26 protein-coding genes and 1 tRNA gene are annotated in these 21,105 nt (G+C 68.4%); 9 read left to right on the top strand and 18 right to left on the bottom strand.

Annotation, left to right across the window (positions count from 1 at the left end; all coding sequences use genetic code 11):
* The 3 genes from ACFTZB_RS04520 to ACFTZB_RS04510 form a co-directional block, all read right to left on the bottom strand.
* The coding region (locus tag ACFTZB_RS04520; RefSeq protein ID WP_378430289.1) for an enoyl-CoA hydratase-related protein at nt 1–322 on the bottom strand (322 nt) is incomplete at its 3' end.
* Nucleotides 319–1,380, bottom strand: coding sequence for an MBL fold metallo-hydrolase (locus ACFTZB_RS04515; protein ID WP_378430288.1), 1,062 nt, complete (start codon nt 1,378–1,380; stop codon nt 319–321). The genes ACFTZB_RS04515 and ACFTZB_RS04520, both read right to left, overlap by 4 nt.
* Nucleotides 1,377–2,945 (bottom strand): long-chain-fatty-acid--CoA ligase, encoded by a 1,569-nt coding sequence (locus ACFTZB_RS04510; RefSeq protein WP_378430287.1) that lies wholly within the window; start codon nt 2,943–2,945, stop codon nt 1,377–1,379. The genes ACFTZB_RS04515 and ACFTZB_RS04510 overlap by 4 nt, the downstream gene beginning before the upstream one ends.
* Nucleotides 2,946–3,113: 168 nt before the next feature.
* On the opposite strand from ACFTZB_RS04510, the gene ACFTZB_RS04505 reads away from it, so the two are divergent.
* Together ACFTZB_RS04505 and ACFTZB_RS04500 are read left to right on the top strand one after the other, a co-directional pair.
* Nucleotides 3,114–3,479, top strand: coding sequence for an ArsR/SmtB family transcription factor (locus ACFTZB_RS04505; protein ID WP_378430286.1), 366 nt, complete (start codon nt 3,114–3,116; stop codon nt 3,477–3,479).
* An 8-nt stretch (nt 3,480–3,487) separates the two neighbouring features.
* Entirely contained in the window at nt 3,488–4,684 is a 1,197-nt protein-coding gene (locus tag ACFTZB_RS04500) for a CaiB/BaiF CoA transferase family protein (RefSeq protein ID WP_378430285.1), read from the top strand.
* A gap of 10 nt (nt 4,685–4,694) precedes the next feature.
* Here the strand turns inward: ACFTZB_RS04500 and ACFTZB_RS04495 are convergent, their stop codons facing one another.
* The 10 genes from ACFTZB_RS04495 to ACFTZB_RS04450 all read right to left on the bottom strand — a co-directional run bounded on the left by ACFTZB_RS04495 (nt 4,695) and on the right by ACFTZB_RS04450 (nt 11,847).
* A complete protein-coding gene (locus ACFTZB_RS04495; RefSeq protein ID WP_378430284.1) occupies nt 4,695–5,090 on the bottom strand; it encodes a DUF5313 family protein in 396 nt (131 codons plus the stop codon).
* Nucleotides 5,087–5,554, bottom strand: coding sequence for a MarR family winged helix-turn-helix transcriptional regulator (locus ACFTZB_RS04490; RefSeq protein WP_378430283.1), 468 nt, complete (start codon nt 5,552–5,554; stop codon nt 5,087–5,089). The genes ACFTZB_RS04495 and ACFTZB_RS04490 overlap by 4 nt, the downstream gene beginning before the upstream one ends.
* Nucleotides 5,555–5,668: 114 nt before the next feature.
* On the bottom strand, nt 5,669–6,097 hold the full coding sequence (locus ACFTZB_RS04485) for a hypothetical protein (RefSeq protein ID WP_378430282.1): 429 nt from the start codon (nt 6,095–6,097) through the stop codon (nt 5,669–5,671).
* Between the two features lie 192 nt (nt 6,098–6,289).
* Entirely contained in the window at nt 6,290–6,892 is a 603-nt protein-coding gene (locus ACFTZB_RS04480; protein WP_378430281.1) for a hypothetical protein, read from the bottom strand.
* Nucleotides 6,893–7,074: 182 nt separating this feature from the next.
* Nucleotides 7,075–8,145, bottom strand: a complete 1,071-nt coding sequence (locus ACFTZB_RS04475) for a class I SAM-dependent methyltransferase (RefSeq protein ID WP_378430280.1) — start codon at nt 8,143–8,145, stop codon at nt 7,075–7,077.
* Between the two features lie 50 nt (nt 8,146–8,195).
* Nucleotides 8,196–8,990, bottom strand: coding sequence for an energy-coupling factor ABC transporter ATP-binding protein (locus ACFTZB_RS04470; RefSeq protein ID WP_378430279.1), 795 nt, complete (start codon nt 8,988–8,990; stop codon nt 8,196–8,198).
* Nucleotides 8,987–9,751: a cobalt ECF transporter T component CbiQ gene (cbiQ, locus tag ACFTZB_RS04465; protein WP_378430278.1), complete on the bottom strand. Its 765-nt coding sequence runs from the start codon at nt 9,749–9,751 to the stop codon at nt 8,987–8,989. Before cbiQ ends, ACFTZB_RS04470 begins: the two co-directional genes overlap by 4 nt.
* 2 nt (nt 9,752–9,753) lie before the next feature.
* Complete coding sequence (locus ACFTZB_RS04460; protein ID WP_378430277.1) at nt 9,754–10,101, bottom strand: PDGLE domain-containing protein; 348 nt, start codon at nt 10,099–10,101, stop codon at nt 9,754–9,756.
* Nucleotides 10,098–10,793 carry an energy-coupling factor ABC transporter permease gene (locus ACFTZB_RS04455; protein ID WP_378430293.1) on the bottom strand — a complete coding sequence of 232 codons (696 nt, stop codon included), beginning with the start codon at nt 10,791–10,793 and terminating at the stop codon, nt 10,098–10,100. The genes ACFTZB_RS04460 and ACFTZB_RS04455 overlap by 4 nt, the downstream gene beginning before the upstream one ends.
* A 127-nt stretch (nt 10,794–10,920) precedes the next feature.
* Complete coding sequence (locus tag ACFTZB_RS04450; RefSeq protein ID WP_378430276.1) at nt 10,921–11,847, bottom strand: DNA-3-methyladenine glycosylase family protein; 927 nt, start codon at nt 11,845–11,847, stop codon at nt 10,921–10,923.
* 72 nt (nt 11,848–11,919) lie between these two features.
* Between ACFTZB_RS04450 and ACFTZB_RS04445 the strand changes: the two genes are divergently transcribed.
* Both ACFTZB_RS04445 and ACFTZB_RS04440 read left to right on the top strand, forming a co-directional pair.
* Nucleotides 11,920–12,450 carry a ribonuclease H gene (locus ACFTZB_RS04445; RefSeq protein WP_378430275.1) on the top strand — a complete coding sequence of 177 codons (531 nt, stop codon included), beginning with the start codon at nt 11,920–11,922 and terminating at the stop codon, nt 12,448–12,450.
* A 61-nt stretch (nt 12,451–12,511) separates the two neighbouring features.
* Nucleotides 12,512–13,387, top strand: a complete 876-nt coding sequence (locus ACFTZB_RS04440; protein WP_378430292.1) for an amidohydrolase family protein — start codon at nt 12,512–12,514, stop codon at nt 13,385–13,387.
* Between the two features lie 15 nt (nt 13,388–13,402).
* On the opposite strand, the gene ACFTZB_RS04435 is transcribed toward ACFTZB_RS04440, so the two are convergent.
* The gene (locus ACFTZB_RS04435) at nt 13,403–13,846 is read right to left on the bottom strand and encodes a VOC family protein (protein WP_378430274.1); all 444 of its coding nucleotides are present in this window, start codon (nt 13,844–13,846) and stop codon (nt 13,403–13,405) included.
* 114 nt (nt 13,847–13,960) lie between these two features.
* Here ACFTZB_RS04435 and ACFTZB_RS04430 point away from each other — a divergent pair, with 114 nt between their 5' ends.
* Nucleotides 13,961–14,203 (top strand): hypothetical protein, encoded by a 243-nt coding sequence (locus ACFTZB_RS04430; RefSeq protein WP_378430273.1) that lies wholly within the window; start codon nt 13,961–13,963, stop codon nt 14,201–14,203.
* An 85-nt stretch (nt 14,204–14,288) separates the two neighbouring features.
* Here ACFTZB_RS04430 and ACFTZB_RS04425 read toward each other — a convergent pair.
* Nucleotides 14,289–14,361 (bottom strand) — tRNA-Arg (locus ACFTZB_RS04425).
* A gap of 71 nt (nt 14,362–14,432) precedes the next feature.
* Between ACFTZB_RS04425 and ACFTZB_RS04420 the strand changes: the two genes are divergently transcribed.
* Nucleotides 14,433–15,203, top strand: a complete 771-nt coding sequence (locus ACFTZB_RS04420; RefSeq protein WP_378430272.1) for a dienelactone hydrolase family protein — start codon at nt 14,433–14,435, stop codon at nt 15,201–15,203.
* Here the strand turns inward: ACFTZB_RS04420 and ACFTZB_RS04415 are convergent, their stop codons facing one another.
* The gene (locus tag ACFTZB_RS04415; protein WP_378430271.1) at nt 15,204–15,461 is read right to left on the bottom strand and encodes a hypothetical protein; all 258 of its coding nucleotides are present in this window, start codon (nt 15,459–15,461) and stop codon (nt 15,204–15,206) included.
* 176 nt (nt 15,462–15,637) lie between these two features.
* On the opposite strand from ACFTZB_RS04415, the gene cycA reads away from it, so the two are divergent.
* A complete protein-coding gene (gene cycA, locus ACFTZB_RS04410; protein ID WP_378430270.1) occupies nt 15,638–17,110 on the top strand; it encodes a D-serine/D-alanine/glycine transporter in 1,473 nt (490 codons plus the stop codon).
* Nucleotides 17,111–17,223: 113 nt separating this feature from the next.
* Entirely contained in the window at nt 17,224–18,012 is a 789-nt protein-coding gene (locus tag ACFTZB_RS04405; RefSeq protein ID WP_378430269.1) for a M23 family metallopeptidase, read from the top strand.
* A gap of 4 nt (nt 18,013–18,016) precedes the next feature.
* Here ACFTZB_RS04405 and ACFTZB_RS04400 read toward each other — a convergent pair whose 3' ends face one another.
* Nucleotides 18,017–18,277: a hypothetical protein gene (locus ACFTZB_RS04400; RefSeq protein WP_005251602.1), complete on the bottom strand. Its 261-nt coding sequence runs from the start codon at nt 18,275–18,277 to the stop codon at nt 18,017–18,019.
* Nucleotides 18,278–18,395: 118 nt separating this feature from the next.
* Between ACFTZB_RS04400 and ACFTZB_RS04395 the strand changes: the two genes are divergently transcribed.
* Nucleotides 18,396–19,904 (top strand): glutamate--cysteine ligase, encoded by a 1,509-nt coding sequence (locus tag ACFTZB_RS04395; protein ID WP_378430268.1) that lies wholly within the window; start codon nt 18,396–18,398, stop codon nt 19,902–19,904.
* An 18-nt stretch (nt 19,905–19,922) separates the two neighbouring features.
* Here ACFTZB_RS04395 and ACFTZB_RS04390 read toward each other — a convergent pair whose 3' ends face one another.
* Nucleotides 19,923–21,104: a globin domain-containing protein gene (locus tag ACFTZB_RS04390; protein ID WP_378430267.1), complete on the bottom strand. Its 1,182-nt coding sequence runs from the start codon at nt 21,102–21,104 to the stop codon at nt 19,923–19,925.
* Nucleotide 21,105: the final 1 nt, after the last annotated feature.

Here is a 21,105-nt window from a genome sequence, read left to right as displayed (position 1 = left end):
ACTCGCAGCCGCCGGCGAGCGCCCACCCTTCGACGGCGGCGATCAGCGGTTTCGTCGGCGGGGCCTCGGTGAGTCCGCCGAACCCGCGGCCGGGCAGCGACGGCCGTTCCCCGCGGCTGAACGCCTTCAGATCCATGCCCGCGCAGAACGTTCCCCCGGCGCCGGTGAGGATCGCGATCGTCAGGTCGGGCCGCGCCTCGAATTCGTCGATCGCGGCGGCGAGTGCCTTCGCGACCTCCAGGTCGACGGCGTTCTTCGCCTCCGGACGGTTCAGGGTGATGACGGCGACGCCGTCGGCGAATTCGGTGAGAACCACACTCATGGGGTGTCTTCCTTACGGGAGGTAGGGGTCCAGCGTTCGGGGTCGCCGCCGAGCGAGCGGATGCTTCCGCGGTCGGCGAGAACGAGCAGGTGGGCGTGGGTTTCGCGGACGGCGAGGCGCAGCAGGCGGTCGGACATGGTGTCGAAGGGACGCGACCACGAAATGTGTTGCGAGATCTCCCACGCCGTCGATTCGGGGAGCACGCCCAGAGCGGCGACGATCTCGGTGAACCGTTCCTCGTGATGACCCATCAACTGCCGGGCGCGGTCGGCGATGCCCCGGAACCGGTACTCGTGCGCGGGCAGCACCTCGCCGTCGGGCATCGTGGTGGTGGCGTGCAGCGACAGCAGGTACCGGTGCAGCGGGTTCTCCAGTTCGCCCGGGACCGTGGAGATGTTGGGACTGATGCGCGGGAGCATGTGGTCGCCGCTGAACATGAGGCCGTGGGTGTCGTCGACGAACGTCAGATGACCGGGCGTGTGCCCCGGAGTCCAGACCGCCCGCAGATCCCAGCCGGGCAGGTCCAGGGGAGTGCCGTCGCCGAGCACGACGTCCACGGACTCGCCGGGCCCCAGCCGGACGAGGTCGACGCGCGCGGCGGCGAGGATGCCGGTGGGTGCCCCCAATCGGGCGAGTTGGGTGTTCCACGTGTGTTCGTCGGCTGCGGTGTCCGCCGGCGAATGGTGGCAGAGCAGTGCGGCGTCCGCGCCGTGCATCGCGAGCGCGGCGCCACTGACCTCTCGCAGCCGGGGTGCGAGACCGAAATGGTCGGGATGCAGGTGGGTGACGGCGGCGTACCGGACGTCGGTGACGTGGTGCCCGGTCTGCGCGATCCCGTCGACGAGCGCCCGCCACGACTCCTCGGAATCCCAGCCGACGTCGATCAGCGCGAGACCGTCGGGTATCGCGAGCGCGTAGATCAGGACGTACCGCAACGGGTTTCGTGGCATCGGCACCGGGATCGACCACAATCCGGGGCGCACCTGTTCGACGGGTGGGAGCACGCCGCGGGCCCAGGCCTCGCGCTGGACGGTGCCGACGTCTTCGGTGACGATCACGACGGCACCTCCGTGTCGCGGAGTCCTTCGCGCAGGGCGCGTTTGAGGACCTTGCCGCTCGCGCCCCGCGGAAGTTCGGCGACGTAGACGATCTCGCGCGGCTTCTTGTACGACGCGAGACGGTCGGCGGCGAATGTGATCAGATCCTGCTCGTCCGGTGCGTCCGACGGATCGACGAGCCGGACGGCCGCCGTCACGGATTCGCCCCAGGTCCGGTGCGGCACACCGACCACCGCGACCTCGGCCACCGCCGGGTGCTCGGCGAGCACCGTTTCGACCTCGGTCGGGTACACGTTCTCGCCGCCGGTGATGATCATGTCCTTCACCCGGTCGGTGACGAACAGATAACCCTCCGCGTCGATGTGCCCGGCGTCGCCGGTGCGCAGGAAACCGTCGTGGGTGAGCAGCTTCGCCGTCTCGTCCGGCCGTTTCCAGTAGCCCGCGACGTTGTTGCGTGAGCGGCACACGATTTCCCCGGATTCGCCCACCGGGAGCCGGGCGCCGGTCACCACGTCCCGGATCTCGACCTCGACGCCGGGCATGGGCCTGCCTGCGGATCGCAGCAGATGAGCGCGGTCCCCGGACGGGTCGTGGTCCCGGGCGGCGAGGGCGGTGACCGAGCCCGTCGTCTCCGTCATGCCGTAGCGCTGCACGAATCCGCAGCCGAGGCGATCGATCGCCCGCCGGAGCAGCGTGGTGGTGATCGGCGCCGAACCGTACGCGACCAGCTCGAGGCTCGACACGTCGTAGCGCTCGAGGTCGGGCACGTCGAGGAGCATCTGGATGGTCGAGGGAACCAGGAACGCGTGGGTGATCCGATGCCGTTCGATCAGTTCGGCGACCTGCCGCGCGTCGAACGCGCCGAGCAGCACCACGTGAACGCCCGCGGACAGGCAGGTGCTCAGCCAGCCGGCGCCCGCGATGTGGAACAGCGGCAAGGCGTCGAGTGCCACCGAGTCGGTTTTCCAGTGGTAGATCAGCAGGCCGTCGGGTTCGTTGTGCAGGTTGCGATGCGTCGCGACCACACCTTTCGGACGCCCGGTCGTGCCCGAGGTGTAGAGCTGCAGCACCTCGGCGGCGGGGTCGTCCCCGAGCCCCGGGTCGGTGGCGGTGCCGGACGTGACCAGCCGGTCCCACGTCCAGGCGCCGGGCGGGAGGGCGTCGCCGTCGACCGCATCGACCACCACCACGATCAGCCGCGGGAGTGCGTCGCGGACGGTGTCGGCGGTGGAAGCGAATTCGGATTCGACGATCAGCACCTCGAGCCCGGCGTCGACCGCGACCGCGGCGGCCTCGGCGGCGGGGAGACGCCAGTTCAGCGGGACGAACACGAGCCCCGACTTGGCGGCGGCCACGAACGTCTCGACGCCTTCGGTGCGCATCCGGAGCAGTGCACCGACCCGGCCTCCCCGGGATGTCAACGCCGACAGCGCTGTTGCGATCCGGTTCGTCCGCCAGTCGAGCTCCGCGTACGTCAGTGTGGTGTCACCGCACGTCACCGCGGGTGCTCCGGGCCGTTCCGCGGCATGGTGCCGTACGCGCTGGGGAAGATGCAGACCGCTCACATCAGGCTCCTCGATGAGTCGTCGACGCCGCCGGGGGACCGGGTGACGTGTGGTGCCAGTCGACCACCGGTGTGAGTGCGGAAACAAAGTCACAGAGCCGAACGGACAGTGAGGAATCGCCTATGGATGCCCGGCCGGACCGCCTCGCGGCGTTTGTAGACTGGCGTGATGGCCGCCACCCCCGCCCTGAACCCCGAGGACGTTCGGCGTGCGGCGGCGGCACTGCACACCCCCGATATCGACGGCTGGGCCAACCGGTTCGAACTGTTGTCGGACGGTAACCGCCTCCGCCTGCTGCTGTGCCTGCACCACGCCCCCGACATCTGCGTCGGCGACCTGGCGGCGGCCCTCGACATGACCGGGACCGCGGTCTCGCACGCGCTGCGGTTGCTCCGCAACCAGGGGTGGGTGTCGGCGACGCGGGACGGCCGTTCGATGCGGTACCGGCTCGCCGACGACACCGTGCACGAACTGCTGCACACCATCGGTGCCACGCACTATCACAATCACACGGGAGCCGAAGAGGAAAGGTGAATCCTGGCATGGAGAACGACCCCGGACTGCTGCCGCTCGACGGCATCACCGTCGTGGCACTCGAGCAGGCCGTGGCCGCTCCGCTCGCCACCCGCCATCTCGCGGACATGGGCGCGCGGGTCATCAAGATCGAACGCGTCGGCGAGGGCGACTTCGCCCGCAACTACGACGACGCGGTGTTCGGGCAGGCCTCGCATTTCGTGTGGCTGAACCGGTCGAAGGAATCGATCGGCGTCGACCTGAAGTCCGAGGTCGGGCGGGACACCGTCGCGCAGTTGATCGACAAGGCCGACGTCTTCATCCAGAATCTCGCCCCCGACGCCGCCGACCGTCTCGGGTTCGGCGCCGACGCACTGCGCGCCGCGCACCCGGAACTGATCGTCGTGAACATGTCGGGTTACGGGTCGGCCGGGCCGCGACGCGAACGCAAGGCGTACGACATGCTGGTCCAGGCGGAGACGGGGATGATCTCGGTGACCGGCACCCCGGACACCGCGACCAAGACGGGTGTCCCGGTCTCGGACATCGCGGCGGGAATGTATGCGATGACGTCCGTCCTCGGTGCCCTGTTCCGGCGGCAGCGCACCGGCGTGGGAGCGCGGATCGACGTGTCGATGTTCGACGCGACCGCCGAATGGCTGGGCCATCCGATGTACATGAAGATGTACGCCGACAAGCAGATCCCGCGCGTCGGGCTCGGTCATGCGGCGATCGTCCCGTACGACTCGTATCCCACCCTGGACGGTCAGATCCTCATCGGCGTCCAGAACGACCGCGGCTGGCGGCAATTGGTGACGGACGTGTTCACGCGCCCCGACCTCGCCGACCATCCCCGGTTCGCGACCAACATGCTGCGGGTGCAGCACCGGGCGGAGGTGGACGCCCTGGTGGCCGAGGAGACGCAACGGTTCACGAGCGCCGCTCTCGACCAGGCGCTCGCGGACGCCGGGATCCCGGCGGCGGAACTCAACGACCTCGGCGGGCTGATCGAGCACCCGCAACTCGATCAGCGCGACCGCTGGCGTGACGTCGGCACCGAGGCCGGGCCGATCCGGGCGATGCTGCCGCCGATGACGTTCTCCGACGTGGAGTTGCGGATGGGGGACGTACCCGCACTCGGCGCGCACACCGATCTGATCCTCGGTGAGCTGGGCTGGTCGGCGGAGGGCATCGCGCACCGGCGCGCGGAGGGTGTCGTCGGCTGAGGTCCGATGCTCAGTGCCGGGCGTGGACCCGGTCGTAGGCGGCCCGCTCTTCGTCGTGCCTGCGGCGGACCTTCGGGTTCTCGAGGTCCGGCGGCAGTCCGTGGCGTTCGAGGCGCCGGGACCGGTTCTGTGCCATGTAGGCGACGCTGTAGAACAGGGCGAGGAAGACACCGAGCAGCACCATCGCACCCCGCAGCCACACCGGACCTGGGAACAGGAAGAATGCCGCGAACACCGGCAGGAAGGGCACCATGCTGCGGACGAGATGTCGCGGCACGGCCCAGTCGCCGATCAGGTCGTTCTTCACCCACTCCCGCATCGAGTCGGGGAGCTTGCGGCCGAACGAATAGCCCACCCACTGGATCGGGCCGGGCCGCGTGCGGGGGCGTCGTTCGATTCTGGTCATTCGTCGGGCCTTCCCAGTGCTCCCGCCTGCACGGCGGCGGCGTTGATGTGCGTGAGCACCCTGTGTAATTCCATGAGTTCGGAGAGTTCGACGCCCAGCGCTGCGACGACGGCGGGCGGCACCTTCTCGGCCTGTGAGCGCAGGGCCTTGCCCGTGTCGGTCAGTTCGACGACCAGTTGCCGTTCGTCGTCGCGGCTGCGAGTGCGGGTGAGGAGCCCGGAGGTCTCGAGGCGTTTGAGGAGCGGCGACAGCGTCGGCGAATCGAGTTGCAGGGCGGCCCCGATCTCCTTGACCGACATGGGGGAGGTGCCCCACAGGGCCAGCATCACCAGATACTGCGGATGGGTGAGGCCCATGGGTTCGAGGAGTGGCCGGTAGACGCTCAGTACCGCGCGGTTGGCGACGGCGAGGGCGAAGCACACCTGCCGGTCGAGCGCGAGGGGATCTTCGATGTCCGTGGTCACGGCACCAGACTAGCAGAATAGTTAATGCACTAACTAGTCATGCACGAATTGATCGTGGGCGAACACGCCGCAGCCCCGGCCCGAGTGAGGCCGGGGCTGCAGCCCGCTCTTCGCTCAGGGTGTAGCGAAGAACTGCTCTACGGCAGGCTGGGCATTGGGGTTGCCCACGCCGATGCCGATGACGGCACCGGCGATGGTGCCGACCACGGCGCCGACGATGCAGCCTGCGATGAAGTTGGGGAAGATCGACACGCACCCGATGGCCATGCCCACGTTGGAACCGATCGCCATGCCCTGCAGGCCCGCGTTGTTCCAGCCGGTGTTGATCTCGTTGGTCATGTTGTCGAACGCATCCTGCTTGGTCTCGTTCTCCGGGAAGAACTGCTCCGCCACCTGGCTGCTACCGCCATCGGCGGCCGGGGTCATGAGCGGCTGCGACCAGTCGATTCCCTGCGGTGCCGGATCGGCGTACGCCGTTCCCGCCCCGACAGCCATCGCGGACACGACGAATATGGACAATGCCAGAGTTCTCAAGAGTTTCATGGAAATTCCCACCATGTCGTAGGACGAACACGGTCCCCACCTGAGTGCACCGAACATCGTTGTGCGTGGACCATATTCGCTGGAAAACCGGAACGGCTACATGCATATGTGGGTGCGCGGTGATGCTCCCCGTGTGCGAACTAACCCATAGTCCTCCCGGAATCGTCGCTCGAGGTCGAAACGGAAGCCCCGCTACAGGGTTCCGAGGAATTCGTATACCGCCGGTGTCGCAGCGGGGTTCGCGTTGCTGATACCGGTGACGGCGCCGATCGCTGCGCCGACCGCGGCACCGGGGAGACATCCGCCGAGGATGAGGAAGATGCACCCGGCGACGAATCCGATGCCTGCGCCGATCGCCGTCGCGGTCCCGCCGCCGTTCACCCAGCCGATCTCGAGCTGCGTCATCATGTTGGCGTACGCGGAATCCCTGTCGACCGGGGTGAGGGCGAGTGTTCCCGCGACCGGGGTCGTCGTGGGTGTCAGGCTCAGGAACCGGCCGCCGTCGGTGACGAGCGGATCGATCGCGAACTGCACGCCGGCGATCGAGTACCGCAGTGGGATCGTGGCCACCGTGGTTCCGGAATCGTTGGAGATGTCGACCGCGGCGGCCGTCCTCGACAGGGTGAAATATCCCGCGTCGAGTGCGGTACCGACCGATCGGCCGTCGGCACCGAGGCTGGTGTGCGAGATGACGGCCTGGTCGGCGGGAGTGGGGGCGGCGTACGCGGTACCCATTCCGACACACAGGGTGGCGATCAGCAGCGCTGCCGGCGCTGTCACTCTATGCAGTTTCATGGTGTTTCCCATGCGTAGTAGCGGATGACAAACGACAAATCTGGTTCGACCTGGCGCTTCACAGTTGCCCCGACCGGCGAAAGCGTCCGTAACCTGCCTACTGCAGACATCTTCCCCCTTCGGACGCCCCAGTTTTCGGCCTTTCCGCAAAATACGTACGTATCGGGGTGCCGGTGCGAGGATTACACCGTCAGCCGGTAGAACCGGAAGAACCCGAAATCCTCGATCGGCAGGACGTCCATGGAGCCGAAACCGGCGGACTCCGCGTAGCCGCGCAATGTGCTCGGGCGCATGACCGTTCCGGTGCCCACACTCGGAGAGTGGTTCATCCCGTCGGGCAGGCACACGGTGAGACTGAACCCGTACATCAGTCGCTCGACGTCGCTTCCCGGCGCGGAGAATTCGTCGTCGACCGCCTCGTCCATCACGATCATCGCGCCGCCGGGGGCCAGCGCCCTGCGGACCGCCGACAGCACCTCGACCGGGGCGGGCATGTCGTGGATGCACTCGAACGCGAAGGCCGCGGTGCAACTGCCCTCGGGGATTCCCGCGGCATCCGATTCGGTGATCGTGATCCGACCGGCGACATCCGGCTGCTCTCGCACGTTGGACCTCGCGAGTTCGACGGTCGCGGTGTCGATGTCGTAGCCGTGGAGCGTGGCGTCCGGGTAGGCGCGCGCGAGTGCGATCGTGGACCAGGCGCCGCCGCATCCGACGTCGGCGATGGTGGCCCCGGGCGCCCGGAGTAGTGCGTCCACCTCGGGGACCGATGCCAGCGCGCCGGGCAGAACCTGCTCGTACCACGGCCGATTCATATCGGCTTGCGACTCACGGGCATCCGCGCCGTACTGGGACCACCCCACTCCGCCACCGGTGCGATACGCCTCGAGCAGTGCGGGCATCTGCGTGGTCGCGGCGACGAAGATCCGCGCGAGCGGTGCCAGATAGTTGAGACTCTGCTCGTCCGTGAGTACTTCGGCGGCGCCGGCCGGGAGCGTGAACTTCGGCGGGTCCGCGGCGTCCACCGTGAGCAGTCCCGACACGGCCTGCTGCTCGAGCCACTCCCGCGCGTACCGCGGATGCGTGGAGGTGCGTTCCGCCAGTTCGTCCGCAGTCGCCGGGCCCTCCGACGCGAGACTGCGGTACCAGCCGAGGCGGTCTCCCAGATGGACGGCCAGCAGGTCGATGGCCCCGAGCGACGCGTCGAAGATGCGCTGGGAGACCGCTGCGGCGTCGGCTTCGGGTGTGGACATCGCTGACCTCCGGTCGGAGTGCGGGCGAAGCTTCGTCACCCCATCGTGGGCTACCCGGTCGGCGGTGTCACGGATCGTTCGCCGGGCGAATGAGACCTGGTCGCGGGAAGCCGGAAACCCCACGGCAACTCGAGACGATGCCGGGCGAGCAAAGCGGGGTCGCCGAGCACGTCCAGGATCGGACCGTCGGCCATCAGGTGCCCCTCGTCGAGGATCACGGCGCGCGTGCACAACTGGGCGGCGTACGGGAGGTCGTGTGTGACGAGCAGGTGAGTGGTGTCGATACCCAGCAGAACCTCGGCCAGTTCGCGCCGGGCGACGGGGTCGAGATTGCTCGACGGCTCGTCCAGCACCAGGACGTTCGGTGCGCATGCGAGCACGGTCGCGAGCGCGACCCGGCGCCGCTGGCCCACCGAGAGGTGCGCGGGGTTGCGGTCGGCATGCGCCGTCATGTCCACGGCTGCCAGCGCGTCGCGCACCCGCGCGTCGAGCGCGGTCCCGGTGAGGCCGAAATTGACCGGACCGAACGCGACGTCCTGCGCGACGGTCGGCATGAACAACTGGTCGTCGGGATCCTGGAAGACGATCCCGACCCGCCGCCGGACCTCGCGCACCGTGTCCCGCGACGCACCCCGCGACAGCGCCAGCCCGCCTACCGTCACGGTGCCGTCGGTGGCCGTCAGAATGCCGTTCAGGTGCAGCATCAGTGTGGTCTTGCCTGCGCCGTTCGGACCGAGGACGGCCACCCGCTCTCCGGGTTGCACCGTCAGGTCGATCCGGTGCAGCGCGGCCCGGCCGTCCGGATACGCGAACGAGACGCCCTCGAGGTGCACGGCCGCGGTCATCGGAGCACCCACGCCGTGACACAGATCCCCACCGCGCACACTGCGGGCACGAGCCCCGCCCGCCACGCCGCAGCGGTCGCCGGCGGCGCCCCGATCGTCGGAACCGAACCCGTGAACCCCCGCGACAGCATCGCCAGGTGGACGCGCTCGCCGCGCTCGTAGGAACGCACGAACAATCCACCGACGCCCCGGGCGGTGGCGCCGATCTGCCGGAACGTCCGGGGGTCGTCGCCGCGGGACAGCCGGGCCGTGCGCATCCGCTCGACCTCGGCGGTGAGCAGGTCGAGGTAGCGCAGCATCAGAACCACGATCGTCGTGAGCATCGCGGGCACGCGCAGTCGCGCCAGACCCGACGGCAGGTCCCGGGCCGGCGTCGTCGCCGCGAGCGTCAGCGAGACGAGGACGCCGAGAGTGCCCTTCACGAGAATGCCCCAGGCTGCGTAGAGGCCCGCGACGGACAGCGACAGTCCCGCGACCGTGACGCGGGCGCCGCCCTCGGCGAACGGCAGCAGCACCGCGAGCGCGACGAACGGCAACTCGATCAGCATCCTCGGCCCGATCCACCCGAGCGCGATGCCGGCGATCCGCCAGATCACGATCAGGACGGCGAGGTAACCGGCGAACGCCCAGAACGCCTCGCGCGGTGTCGCGACCACCGCGAAGACGAAGACGACGGCGCAGACGATCTCGACCTCGGCGGGCAGTCGGTGCACGGGGGACGCGCCGTCGAGGTAGAGCGGATGGGCGTGGCCGGCTCCCACGGTCAGGGGCTCGTTCGGTTCCGCCGCGCGCGGGCGAGCAGCCAGAACAGACCACCTGCGACGGCGAACGTGGCGGTCGCACCGATGACGCCGGCGACCCCGGTGAGATGCGGACGGCCGGCCACCGCGTAGTCGGCGAGCGGCGATTCCGACAGGTGATGCGTGGACGCGTTCCGGGCGATGCAGTCACCCACGAGCGCCTCCCCGGTGTCGGTCTCCACCGTCTCGCACCCGCGTGTCGTCGCGGCATCGAGACCGTCCGGGCTCGAGCTGGCGAGGTACGAGACCGCGCCGGCGACGAGCAGCGACACCAGCGCGAAGCCGATCAGGAAACGGCGGAGGGAGATCACGCGCGCACCCCCACTCGCCGGGGTGCCGTCCGCAGCAGGTACACGAGGTCGGGGCGCGCCTTCGCGACGGCCGTCACCGTGACGGCGGTGATGAGGCCCTCCCCGATGCCGATCAGCACGTGCGCCCCGAGCATGTAGGCGGCCACCGCGCCCAGCGACGTCGACTCCCCGGACGTGGCGTGTCCGCCGATCGCGTACTCGAGCACGAAGCCCATCGACGCCGCCACCGTTCCACACAGGGCCGCGGCGAACGACAGTCCGCCGAGAACACGGAAGCGCAGTCGCTCCTGCCGCACGACGAGCGGACGCAACGCGACCGCGACGCCGTAGCCGACGACGACCCCGATGATCGCCATGTTGGTGATGTTCGCTCCCAGCGCTGTCAGCCCACCGTCGGCGAACAGCAGGGCCTGCACGATCAGCACGATCGAGACGCAGAGCATGCCGGTGTACGGGCCGACCAGGATCGCGGCGAGTGCGCCGCCGAGGAGGTGGCCGCTCACACCGGGAAGGATCGGGAAGTTGACCATCTGGACCGCGAAGATGAAGGCCGCCACGAGACCGGCCATCGGCGCGGTGCGTTCGTCGAGTTCCGAGCGCGCACGCCAGGCGGCGATCGACAGTCCCGCCACGGCGACGACGACGAACAGCAGGGACGTCGGTGCGTTGATCAGGCCGTCGCTCATGTGCATTGCCACGGATTCCACGGCGTCTCCTCCGGCCGGCAGCTGATCCTTCGAAGTCTAGTTGTTCGTATGAACACTTGAACAGGTGTTCACAGGTAACGGAATGCGGGTACGTGCCGTGCGTGAATGACGTTCAGTGCCAGCTGTGATCGACGACCGTCGTGCGGGGGCCGAACTTGGGTTTGACGGCCTGCCCGCTCACCTCCAGCAGTCGCACGGCGCGTTGGCGGTGCGGCTGCAGCGGGGCCAGATAGTCCACCATCCCGGCGTCGTCGAGGGGCTTCCCGAGCAGCGACCACCCGACCATCGCGGCCAGGTGATAGTCGCCGACCGACAGGGCATCGGGATCGCCGAGCGCGCGCTGCGACACCTCGGCGGCCGTCCAGACCCCGACACCCGGGACGGACATCAGCCTGCGGTTCGCCTCCTCGCGGGGGAGGTCGACGATCTTCTCCAGCCGGTCGGCGACCTGCGCGCAGCGCACGATCGTCCTCGACCGGTTGGGATCGACGTTGGCCCGGTGGAATTCCCACGACGGCACCCGCCGCCACACGTCCGCGGTCGGGGGCAGGCGCATGCCGTCCGGGGCCGGACCGGGGGCCGGCGCGCCGAACTTCCACACGAGACGCCGCCACGACGCGAACGCGGCGATGCCGTGCACCCGCTGCTCGAGGATCGCGGGCACGAGGGCCTCCAGCACCCGGTCCGTGCGGCCGAGCCGCAGGTGCGGGAAACGCCGGTGGGCCTCGACGAGGATCGGATGGTCGGGGGCGAAGTCCGCGCACTCGTCGTGCTCGCCGACGAGGCGGCCCAGCCCCGCAGCCAGTTCGGGAGCACCCGCTCCCCACGCCTGGCACCGCACCGAATGACGGTCGATCTGGGTCAGGCGATAGGTGACCGGGCCTGACTTCTGCACCGACGTCCGCCAGATCGCGCCGTCGGCCGTCCGGCGGTGGCAGGGGTCGCCCTTCCCGCGCTGCAGCGGCTGCAACGACATGGCGACGTCCAGGGGACGCCGCCCGGTCACGGTGGTCTCGACCACCTCGAGCGAAACCGTCATCGAATGCAGCGTATCCACTGTGAAGGCGACCGCTACCGGCGGCTGTCGGAGCGCGCACGTAAAGTCCCAGCCATGATCATCGTGAGTACCGACGGATCCTGCCTCCGCAACCCCGGTGGGGCGATCGGCTGGGCATGGGTCAATCACGAGGGTCCCAGCCAATCGGGTGGCGAACCCTCCGGGACCAACCAGATCGCCGAGCTGCGGGCGCTGCTCGAAGCGATCACCGCGCATCCCGGGGCCGATCCGCTGCTGATCGAATCCGACTCCCAGTACGCCATCAAGTGCGCGTCGGAATGGCTGCCCGGGTGGAAACGCAAGGGTTGGAAGACGGCGGGCGGCGCCCCCGTCAAGAACCTCGCGCTGGTGCAGTCCATCGACCGGGCCATCGCCGAACGCCCCGGGCCGGTCCGGTTCCGATGGGTTCGCGGCCACGTCGGCAACCACTACAACGAGATGGCCGACGTCCTCGCCGGCGAGGCGGCTCGTGCCGTCGCATCCGGTGCGGTCGCACCGGCACCGGTCGCGGCCCCTGCCCCTGCCGTTGCATCGGCGCCTGTCGCGCCGGCACCCGAGGCCGAGGACGCGTTCACACTGTTCTGAGTCGGCCCCCGTTCCGATCCGCCGGGGTTCGTGGTCCGGCACTGCGTCGAGGAGAAGAGTGTTGTCCGAGGATCTGCGGGTGCAGGAGTTCTGGCGTGCGCTGGGGCTGCCCGGCATCATCGACGTCCACACCCACTTCATGCCCACGAACGTGATGGAGAAGGTGTGGGGCTACTTCGACGCCGTCGGTCCCCTCACCGGCCGTGAGTGGCCCATCCACTACCGGCACGAAGAGGACGTCCGCGTCGAGCACCTCCGCGGGTTCGGTGTCCGCCGGTTCACGTCGATGATCTACCCACACAAGCCGGACATGGCCGCGTGGCTCAACCAGTGGTCGGCCGAATTCGCCGCGCAGACCCCCGACTGCCTGCGGACGTCCACGTTCTACCCGGAGGAGTCCGCGGCCACGTACGTCGCGGAGGCGATCGAGGCGGGGGCGCGCGTGTTCAAGTCCCACATCCAGGTGGGCGACTACTCGCCGAACGATCCCCTCCTCGACCCCGTGTGGGGCGTGCTGCAGGAGGCGGGTGTGCCCGTGGTCACCCACTGCGGGTCGGGGCCGGCGCCCGGCACCCACACGGGCCCGGGCCCGATCGCCGAACTGCTGTCGCGGTACCCGCGGCTGCACCTGATCATCGCCCACATGGGGCTGCCGGAGTACCGGGAATTCCTGGACCTGGCCGATCAGTACTCCAACGTGTATCTCGACACCACGATGACGTTCACGGACTACACCGAAGCGGCCACCCCGTTTCCGCGCGACCAGGTCCACCGGCTGTCGGAACTGCAGGAACGAATCCTGTTCGGCAGCGACTTCCCCAACATCCCGTATCCCTACCTCGACGCGCTCGAGGGCCTCACCCGATTCGACCTCGGCGAGCCGTGGCTGCGGGCGGTGTGCCACGACAACGCGGCGCGGCTCTTCGCGATCGACTGACGGTCCGGGGCACCGTCATTCGCCGTCTGACCAGTCGCCGCTGCTCTCGCCCGGGCGTAGGGTGCCGAATGTCCACTCGAATCCTTCGAGGTCGAGGACCCGGCAGCGGTAGTTGCCCCATTCGGTGTTCGCGGGTGCCCAGACCGAGGTGGCGCCGGCCTCGAGGGCGGTGGCATAGACCGCATCGACTTCGCCAGGGGTGCCGACGCTGAGATAGGTGCCGTGCCCGACGGTCTCACCCCGGAGCGCCGGCCGGTCGTAGTCGCCGTCGTCGCTGAAGACCATGATGGCGGCATCGCCTCGTCGCAATTCCGAATGCATGATCCCGCCGTTGTCGTCCGGGAACTCGAGGGTGGTCTCGAAGCCGAACGCGCGCTCGAGCCAGCGCAGAGCGCCCGGGGCGTCACGGTAGGCGAAGTAGGAGTGCAGGGCGGCCGGGCGGTTCTCTGTAGTGGTCATGGGGGCGACGATATGGATAATCGAGGTCAGCCACGGTCCGCGATAGCCGACTCCCTGGAATGTCGGTCTGCGCGTCTACGCTGCGATTCCCATGCGACGAAGGCGGCCCGATGGATGACTATTTGTGTAGCGCTCGGCCACGCGTACGGCGGGAACTGGGTGCTGGTGTCCATTCCCTTCTCTCTCGGCTCGCTGGGCCCTGGATTCGTGTACTGCACGTACCTGAAGGAGTTCAGAACCGAATCCCGGGCCTTCAGTGCACTCGAGGCCCCGGCAGTCCTGGAGCAGATGCGGTACGAGATGGAGGAGGCAGAGAAGGCGAAGCGGAAGGCCCGGTGGTGGCGGCGCCTGCGCTGACCGGGCTGCCGTGCGCTGGAAAGGGTTCCGCCTGCCGCGGAGTACCGGCCGCGGCCTGACCCGCGTGACCACGAGGTGGAGAAAGTGCCCTCGGCAGGATTCGAACCTGCGACCTACCCTTTAGGAGAGGGTTGCTCTATCCCCTGAGCTACGAAGGCGCGGTGCACGCGCGGGGCGCACACCGAGGTGAGTGTAGCGGGAATGGTGGTGCGCTCGCGATGGGGAGGGCATGGTTGTCGCAGATGTTCTGGAAGTGACGACGGAACGGGAGACGCACATGTCCGAGATCGACTTGACCGACCTCGCTGCGCGGCACGACGGTTCGCTGAATTTGCACGGCTATCTGGCGAGGCCGTCGGGTGAGGGTCCGTGGCCGGGTGTGGTGATGGTGCACGAGGCGTTCGGCTTGGACGACGTGATGCGGCGTCAGGCGGACAGGCTGGCGTCGGCGGGGTTTCTGACTCTGGCGCCGGATCTGTTCAGCGCGGGCGGTGCGCGACGTTGCCTGGTGTCGACGATGCGGGCGATGCTGTCGGGGAAGGGCCGGGCGTACGGGGACATCGAGGCGGCGCGTCAGTGGCTGTCCGGGTCTGCGGACTGCACGGGGAAGATCGGGGTCATCGGGTTCTGCATGGGCGGCGGGTTCGCGCTGATGACGCTGCGTACGGGGTTCGACGCGGCGGCCCCGAACTACGGGGTCCTGCCGCGTGACCTGGACGTGGCGGTGGCGGGGGCGTGTCCGGTGGTCGCCAGTTACGGCGGGAAGGACTTCGCCCTTCCGAACGCGGCAGCCAAGTTGGAGTCGGCACTGACCCGGGCCGGTGTGGTCCACGACGTGAAGGAGTATCCGACGGCCGGTCATACGTTCCTGAACGACGCACTGGCCGGACCGAAGGTGATGCGTCCCCTGATGAAGGTCACGGGGATGGTGCCCGACCCGGAAGCCGCCGCCGACGCGTGGACGAGGATCGACGGTTTCTTCGGGGAGCACCTGGGTTGATCAGTAAGTGTACTGGCGGGCGCTGGAGGTGGCGCGCCGGTAGTCGAGTCCGCACGCCCGGACGACCTGGCCGAGACTGAGGTACCCCTCGATGCTCGTGGCCTTCGCGAATTTGCCGTCGGCCCGTACCGAGACCGTGACGCTGGACGCGACCGAATCGACCCGAGCGAGTTCGTACTCGTCGACGCCGCCGGCGGCCTGAGCCACACAGGTGACAGCGCCCTGGGCGTACGCGATCTCGATCAGGTCCTCGATCATGTGCGGGCTCCTCGCCTCGAAGTAACGGACTGAGGTTAGCCTTAGCTACTCGTCTGCTGTCAAGTCGTTCGATGCGGAATGCCGTCCTCGACCGTGGTCCGCGGGCGGTCCCGGCGTAACGTGACCCACGCTTTCGGACGGTGACAGCAAGGACTGAGAAGGGTTGCAGGTGTTCCATGGCTGACCGCACTTCCTCGACGGACTCGATCGGATCGGGCGGCGACCCGGGGACGGGAGCGGGCGGCGAACCGCATCTCTCCCGGCAGCTCGCCAATCGGCACATCCAGCTGATCGCGATCGGCGGAGCAATCGGCACGGGCCTGTTCATGGGGTCCGGGAAGACGATCTCGCTGGCCGGACCGTCGGTGATCTTCGTCTACATGATCATCGGCTTCATGCTGTTCTTCGTGATGCGGGCGATGGGGGAGCTGCTGCTCTCCAACCTGCACTACAAGTCGTTCTCCGACTTCACGGCCGACCTGCTCGGCCCCTGGGCCGGGTTCTTCACGGGGTGGACGTACTGGTTCTGCTGGATCGTCACCGGGATCGCCGACATCATCGCGATCTCCGGTTACGTCCGGTACTGGTGGCCCGACCTCCAGCTGTGGATCCCGGCGCTGATCGCCATCGCGGCGCTGCTGCTGCTGAATCTGCCGACTGTGCGGGCGTTCGGCGAGACCGAGTTCTGGTTCGCGCTGATCAAGATCATCGCCATCCTCAGCCTCATCGTCGTCGGACTGGTGATGGTGTTCACGCACTTCACGTCGCCGGGCGGCTCGGAGGCCGGTTTCGACAACCTGTGGAACGACGGCGGCATGTTCCCGACCGGCGCGATGGGCTTCGTGGCCGGATTCCAGATCGCGGTCTTCGCGTTCGTCGGTATCGAACTCGTCGGCACCACGGCGGCCGAGGCGAAGGATCCGGAGAAGAACCTGCCGAAGGCGATCAACTCCATCCCGATCCGCATCCTGCTGTTCTATGTGGTGTCGCTGATCGTGATCATCTCGGTCACGCCATGGCGTGAGGTCGTCCCCGGGGAGAGCCCCTTCACGGCGATGTTCACGCTCGCAGGTCTGGGGATCGCGGCGGGGGTCATCCAGTTCGTGGTGCTGACGTCCGCGGCGTCCTCGGCCAACTCGGGGATCTATTCGACGTCCAGGATGGTCTACGGCCTGGCGCAGGAGGGTGACGCACCGGCCAGGCTCGGCAGGCTCAGCTCCCGCAAGGTCCCGGCCAACGCGTTGATGTTCTCCTGCGCCTTCCTGCTGTCGGCGATCGCGCTGCTGTTCTCCGGCGACTCGGTCATCGAGGCGTTCACGACTGTGACGACAATCTCATCGGTGCTGTTCATCTTCGTGTGGACGATGATCCTGGCCAGCTACCTCGTGTACCGGAAGCGCCGCCCCGAACTGCACGAGGCCTCGAAGTTCAAGATGCCCGGCGGGGTGGTGATGTGCTGGGTAGTGCTGGCGTTCTTCGTCTTTCTCATCTGGGCTCTGACCCAGGAGGACGACACCCTCGAGGCGCTACTCGTCACCCCGGTATGGTTCATCGTGCTCGGGATCGCGTGGGCGGTGATTCGCCGGCGTGCCCCGCACCGCGCTCGGTACGCCGCCTTCAAGGCGGAGCTGGAGGACCGCCGAACATAAACGTTCGGTAACGGTGGCGCGGACCTATACCGTTTTGTTACATTCTTCGCCAGACAGAGGAGCCCACCCCGGATGGGGAGAGCTGCAATCCGACGACTGACGAGGTATCAACTGTGGGTTCCCACCACCGGGCGAACGGGTCTTCCATTCGCTTCGAGATCGATCCGGACGCGACGCGCGGTCGCCATCGCAACCAGCAGGCCGGAGCGGGTGTGGGCATCAAGGCCGCGACTGTCGCGGCCGCCACCGGAGCCATCGTCGTCGGTGCAGCCCAGCTGGGTGCCGGAAACGCCGCCGCCGCCCCCGTCGACTCGCACGAGACCAACGGTGCGCAGACCCTGCCGGGCCTGCCGTTCGAGATCCCGGCCGGTGTCCTTCCCGCCGGCTTCGAATTGCCCGCAGACCTCGGCACCGCCGCCCAGAACCTCGGCGGGCCGGACCTCGGCGCCCAGGCTCAGCAGTGGCTGTCCTCCGTCAACCCGGTCAAGCCCCACACGGTTCAGCCGGTGTCGGGCAAGCTGACCTCAGACTTCGGTTCCCGCTGGGGAGCCCACCACGGCGGCATCGACATCGCGGCGCCCATCGGCACGTCGGTGCTCGCGGCGGCCGACGGTCAGGTCATCGACGCCGGCGCGGCGTCCGGCTTCGGACTGTGGGTGCGTCTGCTGCACGACGACGGCACCGTCACCGTCTACGGACACGTCAACGACTACACCGTGAGCGTGGGGCAGCGCGTCACCGCAGGGCAGGAAATCGCCCACGTCGGCAACCGCGGCCAGTCCACCGGACCGCACCTGCACTTCGAGGTGCACGACGCGAGCGGAAACAAGGTCGATCCCGGTCGCTGGCTTCAGGAGCGCGGCGTGTCCGTCACCTGGGGCAACGCGGGCGCCAACGCGTAAGGGCCTACTCCGGCTCGAGATCGTCGTCGTTGCGGAACACGAGTGGTCCGCTGTCGAGGGCGATCGCCCAGCGGCGTGACACGGCCCAGTCCCGGCCGTACGAATCGTTGCTGATGTCCTGGACGCCGGCGAAATCGTCGACGATGACGCCGGCCTCCAGGGGCCACTTCTTCTCGGCCAGTTCGTGATCGGCCGAGTGCCGCGTTTTCACGCGCGTGCCCACGGAGAACTCTGGTTTCTTCTTGGAGTCGGTATCAGGCGTCATCTCCGGTCCTTCCGCTCACCAGCGTCTGGTTCGAGGTTAGCCCGCCATCCCGCATTCGCGCGGGCTGAACGGATATGCTCCCCCGTGAGCGCAGTTCGACGCGCAGTTGGGGAGTGGTATGGGTCGCGAAGTGACGTCTCGGACATTCACCCGAGAAGACCGGCGCCTGTTCCGGCAGAAGGTGCTCATGTGCGTCGACGCGCTCGAGAGGATGCTGCGGGAGGGAGCGTTCGCCGACGACGTCGACCCGCCGCGGCCCATGCTCGGCATGGAGATCGAGTTCAATCTCGTCCACTCGGACATGACGCCCGCGATGTCCAATCTCGCGGTCCTCGAGTCGATCGACGACGACGCCGTGTTCCAGACCGAGCTCGGCCAGTTCAACGTCGAGATGAACGTCCGCCCCGGGCCGCTGAACGGTGAGGGGACGTTCGAGCTCGAACGGACCCTGCGGGCGTCGCTGCACGTCGCCGACGCCCGGATCCACGGGCACGACGCCCAGCTGGTGATGGTCGGCATGCTGCCGACGCTGGAACTCGAGCATCTCGGCCGCGAGTGGATCACGGCGAACCCCCGCTACGAGCAGCTCAACGACCAGATCTTCGCCGCGCGCGGAGAGGACATCGAACTCGACCTCGAGGGCGTGGCGCTCGAGGGGCGGGCCGCCGAACAGCTGAAGGTGGACGCGAATTCGGTGCTCCCGGAGGCCGCGTGCACGTCGCTGCAGTTGCACCTGCGCGTCGCTCCCGACGAATTCGCCGCCCACTGGAACGCCGCGCAGTGCCTGGCAGGGGCCCAGGTGGCGCTCGCGGCGAACGCACCGTTCATGGCAGGCACGGCGTTGTGGCACGAATCCCGTATCCCGATTTTCGCGCAGGCCACCGACACGCGTCCGCTGGAGTTGAAGAATCAGGGTGTGCGGCCCCGCGTGTGGTTCGGCGAGCGGTGGATCACGTCGGTCTTCGACCTGTTCGAGGAGAACTCCCGGTACTTCCCGGCGCTGCTGCCGGAGGTGTCCGACGTCGACCCGTCGGCCGAACTCGACGCGGGCCGGGTGCCGGACCTCAACGAACTGCAGATGCACAACGGCACCATCTACCGGTGGAACCGCCCGGTGTACGACAGCGACGACGGCAAACCGCACCTGCGGATCGAGAACCGGGTGCTGCCCGCAGGCCCGACCGTGCTCGACACGATGGCGAACGCCGCGTTCTACTACGGTGCGCTGCGCGGGCTCGCCGAATCGGATCGGCCGGTGTGGTCGCGGATGTCGTTCAACGCCGCCGAGGAGAACCTGCACGCCGGCGCGAAATACGGCATGGATGCCGAATTGTACTGGCCCGGTGTCGGGTTCGCGGGCGCCGACGAACTCGTCCTGCGGCGGCTGCTGCCGATCGCCGACGAGGGGCTCGCGGCGTTCGGGTTGTCGGCGAAGGCCCGCGACCGGTACCTCAGCGTCATCGAGGGCCGATGCGTCACCCGGCAGACGGGGGCGTCGTGGCAGCGCGCGCAGGTGGTCCGGCACGAGAACGCCGGCCTGAGCCGCCGGGAAGCCCTGGCCGCCATGTTGCGTCAGTACGTGGACAACATGCGCGAGGGCAGCCCCGTCCACACCTGGCCGGTGTGAACGGCGCCGCGTCCGCAGTCACACGGTGGCCGACCAGCTGTCGGGGCCGAACACCTCGTAGTGGATGTTCTCGGCGGGCACGTCCTTGGCGAGTAGTGCCTCGCGTATTCCCAGCATGAAGGGCAGTGGTCCGCACAGGTAGGCGCGGGTGCCGGGCGCGATCGTGACCTCGCCGAGGTCGGCCAGTCCCTCCCGCAGGCCACCCTCGGGACGCCGGGCGCCCAGGTCTTCGTACCAGCGGTGCATCACCGCGAACGGCAGACGTTCCACCAGTTCGGTCAGCTCCGCGCGGTGCGCGTGACTGCTGGCGGACCGGTCGGCGTGGAGCACCGAGATCGGGCGGCTGTCGTCGGTGTCGGCGAGGTGGCTGAGCATCCCGATCATCGGCGTGCACCCGATGCCTGCGGACACCAGCAGCAGCGGTGCGTCGTCGTCCTGCAGGACGAGATCGCCGAACGGGGTCGACACCGTCAGGACATCGTCCTCGAAGACGTTGTGGTACAGGAAGTTCGACACCTCGCCGGCGCGCTTCACCGAGATCCTCCAGTCGCCGCGCGACGGGGCCGACGACAGGCTGTACTGACGGATCTGGCGCGCGCCGTCCGGCAGGCGAACCGCGACGGAGAGGTACTGCCCCGGAGCGAACGACGGGAGCGGTGAGCCGTCGACGGAGGTGAGGACGAACGACACCGTGTCCGCGGACTCGTGCCTGCGCTCGCGGACCCGCACGTCGCGCCACACGTTCCCGACGGCCACCCCCGCCGAGGCGTACAGGCCGGCCTCCATCGCGATCAGGGTCTCCGCCATCAGCCAGTACACCTCGTCCCAGGCGGCCGCGACCTCGGGAGTGACGGCGTCGCCGAGGACCTCGACGATGGCTGCGAACAGGTGCGTGTGCACGATCGCGTACTGCGAGGGTTCGATCCCCAGCGAGGCGTGCTTGTTGGCGATCCGCGACAGGATGAGGTCGACGCGCGCCTGATCGGGTTCGAGTTGGAGGGCGGCGAACGCGGCGATGGCCCCGGCCAGCGCCTTCTGCTGTTCGCCCTGCTTCTGGTTCCCGCGGTTGAACAGGTCGCGTTCGAGTTCGGGGTGAGCGTCGAACATCTTGCGGTAGAACAGCGTCGTGATGTCCGAGATCGCGGCGCCGACCACGGGCAGGGTGGCGCGGATGACGTCCGTCGAGGTGGGCGAGAGCATG

Origin of the sequence: Rhodococcus sp. NPDC057014, assembly GCF_042673295.1 — a bacterium.
Classification (GTDB): domain Bacteria; phylum Actinomycetota; class Actinomycetes; order Mycobacteriales; family Mycobacteriaceae; genus Rhodococcus_F.
This window is presented reverse-complemented; position numbering and strand designations above follow the sequence as displayed.